The sequence below is a fragment of the Pseudomonas japonica genome (assembly GCF_900188455.1).
Classification (GTDB): domain Bacteria; phylum Pseudomonadota; class Gammaproteobacteria; order Pseudomonadales; family Pseudomonadaceae; genus Aquipseudomonas; species Aquipseudomonas japonica.
The window spans coordinates 12,916-26,111 of sequence record NZ_FZOL01000006.1; the positions used below are offsets into that span (position 1 = coordinate 12,916).

Consider the following 13,196-nt stretch of genomic DNA (forward strand, 5'->3'; position numbering starts at 1 on the left):
GTTGTTGCCGTGAGCGCGTCGAAGCCGGAAATCGTCATCACCTACTGCACCCAGTGCCAATGGCTGCTGCGTGCCGCCTGGCTTGCCCAGGAACTGCTCAGCACCTTCAGCGATGACCTCGCCAGGGTGGCGCTGGAGCCCGCCACCGGGGGCAATTTCCGCATCACCTGCGACGGCGTGCAGATCTGGGAGCGCAAGGCCGATGGCGGCTTCCCGGAAGCCAAGGTGCTCAAGCAGCGGGTGCGTGACCGGATCGATCCGCAGCGCGATCTGGGCCACAACGATCGTTAATGCTCGGCGGCCGCCTTGCGCGTCTCGCTGCTGGCGGCAAGGCGACTGGAGATGACGATGGCGAAGATGATCAGCGCGCCACCGACCAGCATGCGTGGCGTCGGCGTTTCGGCGAAGAGCATCCAGGCGACGGCGATCCCGTAGATCGGCTCCATGGCGAACACCACCGCGGCGGTGCGCGCCTTGATCACGCCCAGCGCGGCGACGAACAGGCTGTGCGCGACACCGGTGCAGAACACCCCGAGCAGGCCTATCCACAGCCAGTCCAGCGGTGCTACCTGGCCCAACATCGGCGCGGCGAAGGGCACCAGGCACAAGGCGACCACCAGGTTCTGGCACATGGCTGCCTGCACTGCCGGAATCCTGCCGGAGCCGGCGCGGTTGGTCAGTGACAGCAGGGAAAACAGCAGTCCGGACAGCAGCGACCAGAGCAGGCCGCCAGTGGCCTCGCTGGCCAGGTCGAACGCCGGTGTGACCAGCACCAGGCCGGTGCTGACCAGGCCCACCAGAAGCAGTTCGTTCGCGCGGATCCGCTCCCGGAACAGCAGGCCTTCGAGCAGCACGGTAAAGGCCGGGAAACTGGCGAACCCAAGCGTTGCGATGGCCACGCCGGCGACCTTCACCGCGATGAAGAAGCTCACCCAGTGCCCGGCCAGCAGCACGCCGCCCAGCGCCAGGCGCCGCCAGTCCCTGCCTTGCAGAGGTGTCCAGCCCGGTCCGGCGAGACGGGCGAACAGACCGAGGGCAAGCACGGCGAAGGCGGCACGGCCGAACACGATGATCGCGGGCGAGGCGCTGGCGAGCTTGCCGAAGACGCCGGTCAGGCCGAAGAACAGCGCGCCGATATGCAGGGCGCCGAGGGCGGTGCGGTGGTTCATGACAGTCCTTGATGAGTCGGGAAACAGCGCGGCCAGTCTAAGGCGCCTGGCGCGGCGCTGTCTGTCGCGATCCTCGCGTCAGTTGTCGCCGGACTCGCGGCGCAGCGCGCCGGGGCTGCGACCGAAGGCCTTGAGCATGGCGGCGGCGAAGGCGCTCTGGGAACTGTAGCCGACCCGGCTGGCGATCTCGCCGATAGGCAGTGTGCTGCCTTGCAGCAGTTGCCGAGCGCGCAGCAGGCGGCGCTGGCGGATGTAGTCCATGGGCGTGATGCCGCGCTCGGCCATGAAGCGCGCGTGCAGGCGAGCGCTGGACAGGCCGGCGAGACGCGCCAGGTCAGCGACCTGCAGCGGATAGGCGGCGTACTGCTCGATATGCGTATCGAAGGCCGCGTAGGGCAGTTGCCGTTGCGCCAGCGGCACCGCGCTGGCGCTGTTCAGGCTGGCGAGCAGGAGCACCGCGCCCTGGCGGGCGATCAGCGGGTCGCCGACCGGACTGTGCGCCAGCCAGTCCACCAGTTGCTGCTGGCGGCTGTCCAGCAGCAAGGGGCCGGGGCGTTCGAGCAGGCGCTGGCACGCGGCGCTGCGCTCACCCAGGCTCTGCGCCAGCCAGTTGTCGGCGGGCACATCGAGGACCAGGCAGTGGCTGCCGGCATCGCTGCCGCAGGTGTGATGGGCGCCGGCCGGGATCACCATGAGGTCCTGGCGCTCGATGCGTCCACCGCGTCCTTCCACCTCGAAATCCAGGCGCCCGCGCAGACCGAAGACCAACTGCGGGTGTTCGTGGGCGTGGGCGATCAGGTCGTCGCGGTAGTGGCGCAGGGAAAGGATCGAACCGCCGCTCATCGTGCTGTGTCCGCAGAGGGGTAAAGGCACACAGTGTACGCCCTGGCGCTTGTCATGGGATTGCCGCATGGCTGTCATGGGCGATTCACCGCGGCTTGGCAAGCTCGCCGAAAGCCCGCCGGAGCCAGCCCATGAACAGTGCCGCGTCGATCAAGCCCACGCGCAAGCAGCGCGTGCGCACCTTGTGGATTTCCGACGTGCACCTGGGCACCCGGGATTGCCAGGCCGAACACCTGTCGCAGTTTCTCAAGCGCTACCACGCCGACCGCATCTACCTGGTCGGCGACATCATCGACGGCTGGAAGCTGCGCGGCGGCATGTACTGGCCGCAGGCCCACACCAACGTGATCCGCCGCCTGCTGACCATGAGCAAGCGCGGCACCGAAGTGATCTACGTCACCGGCAACCACGACGAATTCCTGCGCCGTTACTCCAAGCTGATCCTCGGCAACATCCACCTGGTGGACCAGGCCGAGCACCTTACCCTCGACGGCCGTCGCCTGCTGGTGATCCACGGCGACCAGTTCGACGTCATCACCCGCTATCACCGCTGGCTGGCGTTCCTCGGCGATTCGGCCTACGAATTCACCCTTACGCTCAACCGCTGGCTCAACTACTGGCGCGCGCGCTATGGCTACGGCTATTGGTCGCTGTCGGCGTACCTGAAGCACAAGGTCAAGACCGCGGTGAACTTCATCAGCGACTTCGAGGAGGCGATCGCCCACGAGTGCGTGAAGCAGGGCTTCCACGGGGTGGTGTGCGGGCATATCCACCATGCCGAGATCCGCAAGGTAGGGGAGGTGGATTACCTCAATTGCGGGGATTGGGTGGAGTCCTGCACGGCGCTGATCGAGCACTGGGACGGCCATATCGAGCTGTATCGGCTGGCGGATGACCAGGCGCGGCAGGTGCAGGAGGAGGCGCGGGTCGCCGAGTCCGTGCAAGGCTGACGGGCCTCATCGCTGCGGTTCGGCGCCCCGCCAGGTCAGCTTCAGAAGCTGACCTTCCCCCGCAACATGTCGCGGTACATCACGAAATCCCCCAGCAAGCTGTAGAACGGATGGCTGAAGGTAGCCGGCCGGTTCTTCTCGAAGAAGAAATGCCCGATCCAGGCAAATCCATATCCCGCGAATGGCACCGCCAGCAGCAATAGCCATTGGCCGCTGGCGATGGTGTAGGCGAGCAGGGCGATCACCAGGGTGGTGCCGACGAAGTGCAGGCGACGGCAGGCCGGATTGGCGTGTTCGTTGAGGTAGTACGGGTAGAACTGCGCAAAGCTGTCGAACTGTCGAGGACTTGCCACGGGTGAGGTGCCTCCTTGTTATTGTCTGTTTTCTGAATCGTACGGCGTGGAGCCTGAACCGAGTCTAGAGTCAGTAGCTGTATCAGCAAGTGACAATAGGCGCCACTTTAGTATCCTTGCGTCTTACCCAAACCAGAGCCAGCCATGAGCGAGAGAACCACGTCAGCAAGCTGGGCCTCGGGGATTGTCAAGGCTCTCGAACTGGAAGGACTGGACTGTCCGGCCCTCTTCAACAAGCTCGGCCTGGACTTCGCCGCGCTCAGCGACCCCGATGCCCGCTTCACCCAGGATTCCATGACCCGCCTCTGGCAACTCGCCGAGGACCTGTCCGGCAATCGCGCCATCGGCCTGAACATGTCCCGGGTGGTCAGGCCGGCGTCGTTTCATGTGGTCGGCTATGCGCTGATGTCCAGCCGTACCCTGGCCGAAGGCTTCGAGCGCCTGGTGCGCTACCAGCGGATCATCGCCGAAAGCTCCGACCTGAGTTTCCTGCTCGGTCCGGAAGGGCATGCGCTGATCCTGACCGTGCACGGCGATCACCTGCCGCCGACCCGGCACAGCTCGGAGGCATCGCTGGCCTGCGCTCTGTCGCTGTGCAGCTGGCTCAGCGGGCGCACGATCCAGCCACGCCGGGTGCTGATCCAGGGGCCGCAACCCGAGGATATCGAGCCGTACAGGACCGCCTTCCACTCACCCCTGACCTTCAGCGCGTCCTATGACGCGATCATCTTCGATCCCGTCGACCTGCAGTCGCCCCTGCCCACGGCCAACGAGGCCATGGCGCGGTTGCACGATCGTTTCGCGGGGGAATATCTGGCGCGTTTCTCGGAAAGCCGCGTCACCCATCGCGCGCGGCAGGTCCTGTGCCGGGTGTTGCCGCAAGGCGAGCCCAAGCGCGAGCTGGTGGCCCAGGCGTTGCACCTGTCCCAGCGCACCTTGCAGCGCCGCCTGCAGGAGGAGGGCACCAGTTTCCAGGCGTTGCTCGACGACACTCGTCGCGAACTGGCCGAGCAGTATCTCGCCCAACCCGGCATGACCTTGCTGGAAACCGCCTATCTGCTGGGGTTCGCCGATCCGAGCAATTTCTTCCGCGCCTTTCGCCGCTGGTTCGATGTCACGCCGGGCGAGTACCGTGCCCGGCGCCATGGCCTGAACCAGGGCGAGGCCGAAGCCCTCAGTGACGCCAGAACGCCGGCATGCACAGAACCAGTACGGTGATGATCTCCAGGCGACCGAGCAGCATGCCGCCCGCCAGGATCCACTTGGCCGCGTCCGGCAGTGTCGCGAAGTTGCCCGCCGGGCCGATGGTCTCGCCCAGGCCCGGGCCGACGCCGGACACGGTACTGGCGGCGCCGGTCAGGGCGGTCATCCAGTCGACCCCGAGCAGCGACAGCAGCAGGGCGATCCCGCAGATGGTGATGGCGAAGAAGAACGAGAAGGTCAGGATCGAACGGACGATCTCTTCGTCGAGACGGTGACCGTTGTACTTCTGCTTGATCACCGCGCGCGGGTGGATCAGCTGGTTCAGCGAGGCCTTGAGCAGGATGTAGGCGACCTGGAAGCGGAAGATCTTGATGCCGCCGGCGGTGGAGCCGGAGCAGCCGCCGATGAAGCCCAGGTAGAAGAACAGCATCAGCGAGAAGTTGCCCCACAGGCTGTAGTCGCCGAGGGCGAAGCCGGTGGTGGTGACCACCGAGGTGACGTTCAGGGCGACGTGGCGCAGGGCGTCGAGCCAGTGCAGCTTGGTGGTGGCCCAGTACCAGGTGCCGAGCACGATCCAGGTCACCACCAGCAACAGGAGCAGGCCCTGGACCTGCTGGTCCCTGATCAGCGCCTTGCGGTTGCCGCGCAGGGTCGCGACGTACAGGGTGAAGGGCACGCTGCCGAGGATCATCACCACCACCGCGACCCAGTGCACCGCCGGCTGGTCCCACTTGGCCAGGGACAGGTCCGAGGTGGAGAAACCGCCGGTGGAAATCGCCGACATGGCGTGGTTGATCGCGTCGAACACGCTCATCCCCGCCCACCAGAAGGCCAGGCTGCCGACGATGGTGATGGCGATGTACACCAGGACGATCGACTTGGCCACCATGTGCGAGCGCGGCATGACCTTTTCCGAGCGGTCCGAGGATTCGGTCTGGAACAGGCGCATGCCACCGATGCGCAGCAGCGGCAGGATCGCTACCGCCATGCCGATGAAGCCGATACCGCCGAGCCAGTGCAGCAGCGAGCGCCACATGAGGATGCCCGGCGACATGTCGTCCAGGCCGCTGAGCACGGTGGCGCCGGTGGCAGTGATGCCGGACATGCTTTCGAAGAAGGCGTCGGTGTAGCTGATGTGCTGGGTCAGGAGAAACGGCAGGGCGGCGAAGATGCACACCACCAGCCAGCTGCTCACCGTCAGCAGGTACATGTCCCGCGGGCGCAGGTGCACGTGGGCCGGACGCCCCGGCACGACCAGGGCGAGGCCGGCGACGAAGGTGATCAGGCTCGACCAGAGGAACGACGGCATGTCGCCGGTGCGCTCGAAGATGACCAGCGTCGCCATGGGGACGGTCATGCTGATCGCCAGGGTGATCAGGAAGATGCCGATAATGAAACCGATGATCCTTAAGGTCGGCAACGCCACCATGTACTCAGCCCTGACTCGAAACGGAAGGGCGCCATTCTACCTGTGGTCCTTTTTAAGTAAACGTCGCAGTGGCGTTTGCGTGGTCGGGCACTAGAATGAGGGTCCATTTTTTCCACTGGAGGGTAGCCGATGGAGGCTCTCGACGCTTTGCTCAACCGTGTTTCCGTTCCGCGCCTGACCGAGCCCGCGCCCAACGCCGCGCAGCGCGAGGGCTTGTTCCAGGCGGCCCTGCGCGCGCCGGATCATGGTCAACTGCGACCGTGGCGCTTCCTCACCGTCGAAGGCGAGGCGCGGGTCAAGCTGGGTGAGCTGTTCGCCGAGGCGGTGGCGCAGAAGGGCGACGCCGACCAGGCCGCGCTGGACAAGGCGCGCGCCATGCCGATGCGCGCACCGTTGCTGGTGTTGGTGATCGCCCGGACCCGCGAGCATTTCAAGGTGCCGGTCTCCGAGCAACTGCTGGCGGCGGGCTGCGCGGCCCATGGCATCCTGATCGCGGCCCATGCCCAGGGCATCGGCGCGGTGTGGCGCACCGGGGACATGGCCTATTCGGCGCATGTGGCCAAGGGGCTGGGGCTGGAGGAGGGTGAGGAACTGATCGCCTTCCTCTACCTCGGTACGCCGATCAGCGAGCCGCGCACGGCGCCGGTGCTGAAGACCGAGGATTTCGTCAGCGCCTGGGGCTGACTGACCGGTGGGGCCTCATCGCGGGCAACGCCCGCTCCTACAGGTATCGCGGGCAACGCCGAACCCTGTGGGAGCGGGCGTTGCCCGCGACAAGGTTCTCAAGGTTTCCACATCAGGCGCTGGCAGTGCCTTGAGCCGGCAACACCAGCGTCGCCACGAAGCCACCTTCCGGATGATTGGCCAACTGCAGACTCCCGCCATGCCGCTCCACCGCCTTGCGCGCGATGGCCAGGCCCAGGCCGTGGCCCGCTGAGGTCTGCCCCGGCGCACGGAAGAAGGGTTCGCCCAACTGCTCCAGGTGTTCGGCGGCCACCCCCGGCCCGTGATCGCGCACGCTGAGCAGGATCCGTTCGCCATCGCGCTCCGCCGTCACCTCGATCGGCTGCCCTTCGGGGTTGAAGCGCAGGGCGTTGCGCAGCAGGTTGTCCAGCGCCCGTTCCAGCAGCGTGGGCCAGCCGAGCAGGCTCAGGCCCGGGGTTTCGCGCAGGCGGACAAGCTGCTCCGGTGCGCTCAGTTGCGCATCCTTGCACACGCCGGCCAGCACCGCGTTGACGTCCACCGGCTCGGCATGGGCCTGCTCGGCATCGACCCGGGCCAGGACCAGGATCTCGCTGATCAGGGCTTCCAGGCGGTCGCATTCGCGGGTCAGGCGTGGCCAGTAGGTGTCGCGCTTTTCCGGTTCGGAACGTTCGGCCAGGGCCAGGGCGATGCGCAGGCGGGCCAGCGGCGAGCGCAGCTCGTGGGAGACGTCGCGCAGCAATTGGCGCTGGCTGCCGATCAGGCTCTGCAGGCGCGAGCCCATGCGGTTGAAGTCGTTGGCCAGGACGCCGAACTCGTCGCGCCGGCTGGCCAGTCGCGCCAGGCTGTTCTGCTGGTAGGTGGTCTGTCCGAGGTCGTGTACCGCGCCGCGCAGGCGACTCAGCGGACGGGTGATGGACAGGGTCACCAGCAGGCTGAACAGGGTCAGCACCACCAGGGCGATGCCCAGTGCGCTGAGCGGCCAGATCAGGCTGTCGCGGTGCCAGGCGTCCAGTTCGGGATGGGGAATGCGGTAGATCAGCAGGTAGGTCTCGCCGCTGTCGGCGCTGGTGTATTCCTCGGTCAGGCGGCGCCAGGGCAGTGGCCGGTGGTCATTGCCCCGGCGTTCTTCGAACACCGCCGCGCGGCGCGGGAAGGTGCCCGGTACCACGGCTTCGCCGGCTTCGTTGAGGACCTGGGTATCGATGTGATAACGGCGCTTGCGCTGCTCCAGGTACCGCTGGGCCTGTTCCGGCCCCAGTTTCTCGTAGCGTTCGCTCCAGTTCTTCGCCAGGGTGTTGAGGCCCGGGTGGCGGCTGAGGATCCAGGTGTCCTGGTTGAGCATGTGCCCGAGCAGGATCGACAGCCCGGCGACCAGGGCGATGGCAAGCCAGAAACTGGCCAGGACACGCCAGAACAGTGAGCGCAAGTGCATTTCCTCGAATGAGCAAAGCCCGGCCTGCGCAAGCAGACCGGGCGGGGTCATGGATTATTGGGCCTTCTTGCCGTGTTCGGCTTTCCAGGTCTGGAACTCCTGCCATTCGGCGCGGCGTTCTTCGCGTTGCTTCTTCAACTCGTCGAACTGTTTCTGCTGTTCAGGCTTGAGCAGGGCGCGAATGTCGGCCTGGGTCTTGTCCTGCTTGGCCTTGAGCTCGTCCTTCATGGCTTTCTGCTCGGCGGCCGGCAGTTTGTCCAGGTAGCGCTGGGTGACTTCGCGACGGTCCTTCATTTCCTGGCCCATCAGCGTGCGGATCTGCTGGCGCTGCTCGCGGCTCAGGTCCAGTTTGGCGAAAGGCGCGTCACCGCGATGGTGCTCGAAGCGCGGGCCGTGGTCAGGGCCATGGCCACCTTCCGGCATGGCCAGGGCAACGGTGGGCAGGGCGGCGGCGAGCATCAGGGCGATCAGGGTCTTGCGCATGGTGTATCTCCTTTCTGAGGCCGGTCATTACCGGATGTGGCCAGTTTAGGGAGATCAAGGTCAGCGGCGGTCAGGCAACGGTAAAGCCTGGGTAAAGACCGGCGCATCCGTCGCTGACACAGCGCTTACAGGCTGTAGTAGTAGCCGCGGCTGCGCAGCGCGACGATGCGCGGGCGGCCATCCGGGTGCGGGCCGATCTTCTTGCGCAGGTTGCTGACGTGCATGTCCAGGCTGCGGTCGTACAGGGTCAGCTTGCGGCCGAGGGCGATCTGCGCCAGTTCCTGCTTTTCCAGGGGCTCGCCGGGCTGGCGCAGCAGGGCTTCGAGGATGCGGCTTTCCGAGAGGGTCAGGCTCAGTTCGCGTTCGTCGATCGCGACCACGCCGCGGGCCGGACTGAAATGCAGGTCGCCGATTTCCATCTGGCTCGGCGCCGCCGGGGCGTGGCTGCGGCGCAGCACGGCGCGCAGGCGGGCGGTCAGTTCGCGGGGATCGCAGGGCTTGGCCAGGTAGTCGTCGGCGCCCAGTTCGAGGCCGAGGATGCGGTCCAGCGGCTCGCCGCGGGCCGACAGCATCAGCACCGGCAACTCGGCGTGTTCGCCGCGCAACTGCTTGAGCAGTTCCAGACCGCTGCCGTCGGGCAGCATCACATCCAGCACCACCGCTGCCGGAGGCTGCTCGGCCAGGGCCTTGCGGGCACTCTGGCCATCGTGGCAGGCACGCACCTGGAACCCCTCCTGGCCCAACCAGTGGGCGAGGAGTTCGCAGAGTTCCTGGTCATCGTCAATCAGTAGCAGCTCGCTCATTTCTCACTCAATTCAACCATTGCTTGCGCCTTCTGTGGCTGCCGCTGGCAAAGATACCGCAGAGCAGGGCGACCAGGGCAACCGCGCCACCCGTCACGAACCATTGCTGCTGATCGCTCAGCAGTCGCGGGCTGACGCTGGCCTGGGCTTCCTTGAGGGCCATCTTCAGGCGTTGGTTCTCCTGGCGCAGACGGCTCAATTGCGCGCTTTCGCGTTCGTTGTCGGCGTTCTGCAGTTGCTGGGCCAGGGCTTCGCGCTGGCGTTCGCTGTCCTGCAGACGCTGTTGCAGTTCGGTGATCTGGGCGCCGGCGCTGAGCGACAGCGGGGTGGATTCCTCGGCCTGGGCGAGCGGGCTCAGCAGCAACAGGCACAGCAGCAGGGACAACGGACCTTGACGCATCGTAACTCCTGTAATTCAAGACGAATGTTCAGGAAGTTGTCGGCAGCGCGATGAGAATAATGAGCAATGGCGCGGATTAAAAGCGGCAGGCGACGCGCCGGCGCTGGCCGGCGCGTCGTCGGGATCACGGCAGGACTTGCTTGAAGGGCTTGACGATGACGTTGTCGTAGACGCCGGCGGCGATGTACGGGTCGGCATCGGCCCAGGCCTTTGCTGCCTGCAGCGACTCGAACTCGGCGACGATCAGGCTGCCGCTGAAGCCGGCGGCGCCTGGATCGTTGCTGTCGATGGCCGGATGCGGGCCGGCCAGCACGATGCGGCCTTCGGCCTTCAACTGCTGCAGGCGCTCCAGATGCGCCGGACGGGCGGCCAGGCGGCTTTCCAGCGAGTTGGCGACATCGGTGGCGATGATGGCGTAGAGCATGTCATTCCTCGGGTTTGGGAGTGGTGGGATCGCTGTCGTGCAGGTGGCGGGACAGGTAGACGCCCTGGCCGACCAGGAACAGCACGGTCATGCCCAGGCTGCCGAATACCTTGAAGTCGACCCAGATGTCCTGGAAGGTGAAGGCGACGAACAGGTTGGCCGCGCCGCAGATCAGGAAGAACGCGATCCAGGCCAGGTTCAGACGGGTCCAGACGGCGTCCGGGAGGCTCAGGGCGTGGCCCATGATGCGCTTGATCAGCACCTTGTCGCCGACGAAATGACTGCCGAGGAAGGCCACGGCGAACAGCCAGTTGACCACCGGTGCCTTCCATTTCAGGAAGGTTTCGCTGTGGAAGGCCAGGGTCAGGCCGCCGAACACCAGGCACGCCACCAGGGTCAGCAACTGACCTTTTTCCAGGCGGCGCTGCCGAATGAACAGGGCGCCGTAGACCGCCAGCGAGCTGATGATCAGCACCGCCGTGGCACTGTAGATGCCGCCCAGATTGAAGCTCTGGCCGGCGACCTCGACGAGGCGCGGCTCGATCTTGTAGACGATGAAGAACAGCAGGAGCGGGATGAAATCGATGAATTGTTTCACAGTGGCAGCCAGGAGCGGGATGTCCCGGCATAATAACAAACCTCAATGAGAGGAAAAGCTTCACCCCATGAATGTTGATCTGCACTGCCACAGCACCGCGTCGGACGGCTCGCTGACCCCCACCGAACTGGTTGCCCGCGCCTATGAACAGGGCGTACGGACCATGGCACTCACCGACCACGATACCCTCGAAGGCCAGCTCGAAGCCCGGCAAGCCATGCACGAGCGCGGCATGCAGTGGATCAGCGGCATCGAGTTGTCGTGCACCTGGTCGGGCATCACCATCCATGTACTCGGCTACGGCTTCCCGCTGGATGCGCCGCCACTGCTGGCGGCGGTCGAGTCGCTGCACCGCGGGCGCTGGCTGCGCGCCGAGGAAATCTCCCGGCGCCTGGCGGCCAAGGGCATGCCTGGCGCGCTGGAAGGCGCACGGGCGATCCAGCAGGCCCTGGGCGACAGTGGCAATGCCCCGGCGCGCCCGCATTTCGCCGATTTCCTGATCAGCGCCGGCTACGTCAAGGACCGCGCCGAGGCGTTTCGCAAGTGGCTCGGTGCCGGCAAGCTGGGCGATGTGAAACTGCACTGGCCGACCCTCGACGACACCGTCGAGACCCTGCGCAAGTCCGGTGCCTGGGTCAGCCTGGCCCATCCCATGCACTACGAACTGACTCGCAGCAAGCGCCGACGGCTGATTGCCGACTATATTCAAGCGGGGGGCCAGGCGCTGGAAGTCGTCAATGGCATGCAGCCGGCGGAACAGGTCGGCACCTTGTCCATCCTGACCCGTGAATTTGGCCTGCTGGCCAGCGCTGGCAGTGACTTCCATGGCCCGGGCACCTGGTCCGAAATCGGTGTCTACCGGCCCCTGCCGGAGGATCTGCCGCCTCTTTGGCGTCGATTCAAACATGAGCAGCCATCCGCGGACGTCTGAACAGGAAGACAACGTGAGTCAATTTTTCCAGATACATCCGGAGAATCCCCAGCCGCGCCTGATAAAACAGGCGGTGGAGATCATCCGCAAGGGCGGGGTGGTGGTGTTTCCCACCGATTCCTCCTACGCCATGGGTTGCCAGATCGGCGACAAGGCTGCCATCGAGCGGGTGCGCCGCCTGCGTCAGCTGGACAAGAACCACAATTTCACCCTGATCTGCTGCGACATGTCGCAACTGGGGCTGTTCGCCAAGATCGATACCGTTGCCTTCCGCCTGCTCAAGGCCCATGTGCCCGGGCCCTACACCTTCATCCTCAACGCCACCCGCGAAGTGCCGCGCCTGCTCCTGCACGACAAGCGCCGCACCATCGGCCTGCGCGTGCCGGATCACCCGATCGCCCTGGCCCTGCTCGAAGAGCTGGGCGAGCCGCTGATGAGCGTCAGCCTGATCATGCCCGGCGATGACGAGCCGATGACCGATCCCTACGAGATGCGCCAGGTCCTGGAACATCACGTCGACCTGATCATCGATGGTGGCTTCGGTGGCCTCAAGGCCTCCACCGTGATCAACCTGGCCGAAGGCGAGCCGGAGGTGGTGCGGGTAGGCTGCGGCGATCCGACGCCCTTCATGGTCGAAGCGTGAGCGCGGTGGAAACCGTGGATGCGCCGGTCGATCCCCAGGCCGGCGCCCAGCAGGAACTGCCGCTGGTGATGGTCTACGGCCAGGCCATGACCGAAATGCCGGTGGACCTGTACATCCCGCCGGACGCCCTGGAGGTGTTTCTCGAAGCCTTCGAGGGGCCGCTGGACCTGCTGCTGTACCTGATTCGCAAGCAGAACGTCGACATCCTCGACATCCAGGTGGCGGAAATCACCCGCCAGTACATGGGCTACGTCGAGCTGATGAAGACCGTGCGCCTGGAGCTGGCCGCCGAGTACCTGGTGATGGCGGCCATGCTCGCCGAGATCAAGTCGCGCATGCTCCTGCCGCGCAGCGAGAGCGCCGAGGAAGAAGAAGACGACCCGCGCGCCGAGTTGATCCGTCGCCTGCAGGAGTACGAACGCTTCAAGGCCGCCGCCGAGGATATCGACGGGCTCAGCCGGGTCGGCCGCGATGTCATCGTGCCGCGTCTCGACGCGCCCCACGCCAAGGCGCGCAAGCTGTTGCCGGATGTGATCCTGGAAGAAGTGCTGATGTCCATGGCCGAGGTGCTGCGGCGCAGCGACCTGTTCGAAAGCCACCAGGTCAGCCGCGAGGCGTTGTCCACCCGCGAACGCATGAGCGAAGTGCTGGAGCGCCTGCGCGGCGCTGGCTTCGTGCCTTTCGTCGAGCTGTTCTCGGCGCAGGAGGGGCGGCTCGGGGTGGTGGTGACCTTCATGGCCGTTCTCGAGTTGGTCAAGGAACAACTGGTCGAACTGGTGCAGAATGAGGCCTTTGCGCCGATCCACGTCCGGGCCCGGGCAGAGTAACCA

17 protein-coding genes are annotated in these 13,196 nt (G+C 65.8%); 7 read left to right on the forward strand and 10 right to left on the reverse strand.

Going from position 1 to position 13,196, the window contains the following annotated elements:
* Positions 1–9: 9 nt before the first annotated feature.
* Positions 10–291, forward strand: a complete 282-nt coding sequence (locus tag CHB99_RS09250) for an Rdx family protein (RefSeq protein ID WP_042124417.1) — start codon at positions 10–12, stop codon at positions 289–291.
* Here the strand turns inward: CHB99_RS09250 and CHB99_RS09255 are convergent.
* Complete coding sequence (locus CHB99_RS09255; RefSeq protein ID WP_042124419.1) at positions 288–1,169, reverse strand: DMT family transporter; 882 nt, start codon at positions 1,167–1,169, stop codon at positions 288–290. The genes CHB99_RS09250 and CHB99_RS09255 overlap by 4 nt on opposite strands.
* Positions 1,170–1,247: 78 nt before the next feature.
* A complete protein-coding gene (locus CHB99_RS09260) occupies positions 1,248–2,012 on the reverse strand; it encodes an AraC family transcriptional regulator (protein ID WP_042124421.1) in 765 nt (254 codons plus the stop codon).
* A 131-nt stretch (positions 2,013–2,143) separates the two neighbouring features.
* On the opposite strand from CHB99_RS09260, the gene CHB99_RS09265 reads away from it, so the two are divergent.
* A complete protein-coding gene (locus CHB99_RS09265) occupies positions 2,144–2,962 on the forward strand; it encodes a UDP-2,3-diacylglucosamine diphosphatase (protein ID WP_042124423.1) in 819 nt (272 codons plus the stop codon).
* 41 nt (positions 2,963–3,003) lie between these two features.
* Here the strand turns inward: CHB99_RS09265 and CHB99_RS09270 are convergent, their stop codons facing one another.
* Entirely contained in the window at positions 3,004–3,315 is a 312-nt protein-coding gene (locus tag CHB99_RS09270) for an Mpo1-like protein (protein WP_042124425.1), read from the reverse strand.
* A gap of 144 nt (positions 3,316–3,459) precedes the next feature.
* On the opposite strand from CHB99_RS09270, the gene CHB99_RS09275 reads away from it, so the two are divergent.
* Positions 3,460–4,533, forward strand: a complete 1,074-nt coding sequence (locus CHB99_RS09275) for an AraC family transcriptional regulator (protein ID WP_042124426.1) — start codon at positions 3,460–3,462, stop codon at positions 4,531–4,533.
* On the opposite strand, the gene CHB99_RS09280 is transcribed toward CHB99_RS09275, so the two are convergent.
* Positions 4,490–5,944: a TrkH family potassium uptake protein gene (locus tag CHB99_RS09280; protein ID WP_042124658.1), complete on the reverse strand. Its 1,455-nt coding sequence runs from the start codon at positions 5,942–5,944 to the stop codon at positions 4,490–4,492. The genes CHB99_RS09275 and CHB99_RS09280 overlap by 44 nt on opposite strands.
* Before the next feature lie 132 nt (positions 5,945–6,076).
* Here CHB99_RS09280 and CHB99_RS09285 point away from each other — a divergent pair, with 132 nt between their 5' ends.
* Entirely contained in the window at positions 6,077–6,631 is a 555-nt protein-coding gene (locus tag CHB99_RS09285) for a nitroreductase family protein (protein WP_042124428.1), read from the forward strand.
* A gap of 112 nt (positions 6,632–6,743) precedes the next feature.
* Here the strand turns inward: CHB99_RS09285 and CHB99_RS09290 are convergent, their stop codons facing one another.
* The 6 genes from CHB99_RS09290 to CHB99_RS09315 form a co-directional block, all read right to left on the reverse strand.
* Entirely contained in the window at positions 6,744–8,078 is a 1,335-nt protein-coding gene (locus tag CHB99_RS09290) for a sensor histidine kinase (protein WP_042124431.1), read from the reverse strand.
* 60 nt (positions 8,079–8,138) lie between these two features.
* Positions 8,139–8,567, reverse strand: a complete 429-nt coding sequence (locus tag CHB99_RS09295) for a periplasmic heavy metal sensor (RefSeq protein WP_042124433.1) — start codon at positions 8,565–8,567, stop codon at positions 8,139–8,141.
* 125 nt (positions 8,568–8,692) lie between these two features.
* Positions 8,693–9,370, reverse strand: coding sequence for a response regulator transcription factor (locus CHB99_RS09300; protein ID WP_042124435.1), 678 nt, complete (start codon positions 9,368–9,370; stop codon positions 8,693–8,695).
* A gap of 7 nt (positions 9,371–9,377) precedes the next feature.
* A complete protein-coding gene (locus CHB99_RS09305) occupies positions 9,378–9,770 on the reverse strand; it encodes an SH3 domain-containing protein (protein WP_042124437.1) in 393 nt (130 codons plus the stop codon).
* A 124-nt stretch (positions 9,771–9,894) separates the two neighbouring features.
* Complete coding sequence (locus tag CHB99_RS09310; RefSeq protein ID WP_042124439.1) at positions 9,895–10,194, reverse strand: YciI family protein; 300 nt, start codon at positions 10,192–10,194, stop codon at positions 9,895–9,897.
* Between the two features lies 1 nt (position 10,195).
* The gene (locus tag CHB99_RS09315; protein WP_042124441.1) at positions 10,196–10,792 is read right to left on the reverse strand and encodes a septation protein A; all 597 of its coding nucleotides are present in this window, start codon (positions 10,790–10,792) and stop codon (positions 10,196–10,198) included.
* A 67-nt stretch (positions 10,793–10,859) separates the two neighbouring features.
* Between CHB99_RS09315 and CHB99_RS09320 the strand changes: the two genes are divergently transcribed.
* Genes CHB99_RS09320 through CHB99_RS09330 form a run of 3 tightly spaced genes read left to right on the forward strand, consistent with a single transcriptional unit; the run spans position 10,860 to position 13,193 of the window.
* Positions 10,860–11,723, forward strand: coding sequence for a PHP domain-containing protein (locus tag CHB99_RS09320; protein ID WP_042124444.1), 864 nt, complete (start codon positions 10,860–10,862; stop codon positions 11,721–11,723).
* 13 nt (positions 11,724–11,736) lie between these two features.
* The gene (locus tag CHB99_RS09325; protein WP_089266488.1) at positions 11,737–12,366 is read left to right on the forward strand and encodes an L-threonylcarbamoyladenylate synthase; all 630 of its coding nucleotides are present in this window, start codon (positions 11,737–11,739) and stop codon (positions 12,364–12,366) included.
* Complete coding sequence (locus tag CHB99_RS09330; RefSeq protein WP_042124449.1) at positions 12,363–13,193, forward strand: segregation and condensation protein A; 831 nt, start codon at positions 12,363–12,365, stop codon at positions 13,191–13,193. Before CHB99_RS09325 ends, CHB99_RS09330 begins: the two co-directional genes overlap by 4 nt.
* Positions 13,194–13,196 lie beyond the last annotated feature (3 nt).

Coding starts and splice junctions, on each gene's coding strand:
- CHB99_RS09255 (WP_042124419.1), bottom strand. CDS start 1,169: ATGAACCACCGCACCGCCCTCGGCGCCCTGCATATCGGCGCGCTGTTC.
- CHB99_RS09260 (WP_042124421.1), bottom strand. CDS start 2,012: ATGAGCGGCGGTTCGATCCTTTCCCTGCGCCACTACCGCGACGACCTG.
- CHB99_RS09265 (WP_042124423.1), top strand. CDS start 2,144: ATGAACAGTGCCGCGTCGATCAAGCCCACGCGCAAGCAGCGCGTGCGC.
- CHB99_RS09275 (WP_042124426.1), top strand. CDS start 3,460: ATGAGCGAGAGAACCACGTCAGCAAGCTGGGCCTCGGGGATTGTCAAG.
- CHB99_RS09285 (WP_042124428.1), top strand. CDS start 6,077: ATGGAGGCTCTCGACGCTTTGCTCAACCGTGTTTCCGTTCCGCGCCTG.
- CHB99_RS09295 (WP_042124433.1), bottom strand. CDS start 8,567: ATGCGCAAGACCCTGATCGCCCTGATGCTCGCCGCCGCCCTGCCCACC.
- CHB99_RS09300 (WP_042124435.1), bottom strand. CDS start 9,370: ATGAGCGAGCTGCTACTGATTGACGATGACCAGGAACTCTGCGAACTC.
- CHB99_RS09305 (WP_042124437.1), bottom strand. CDS start 9,770: ATGCGTCAAGGTCCGTTGTCCCTGCTGCTGTGCCTGTTGCTGCTGAGC.
- CHB99_RS09310 (WP_042124439.1), bottom strand. CDS start 10,194: ATGCTCTACGCCATCATCGCCACCGATGTCGCCAACTCGCTGGAAAGC.
- CHB99_RS09320 (WP_042124444.1), top strand. CDS start 10,860: ATGAATGTTGATCTGCACTGCCACAGCACCGCGTCGGACGGCTCGCTG.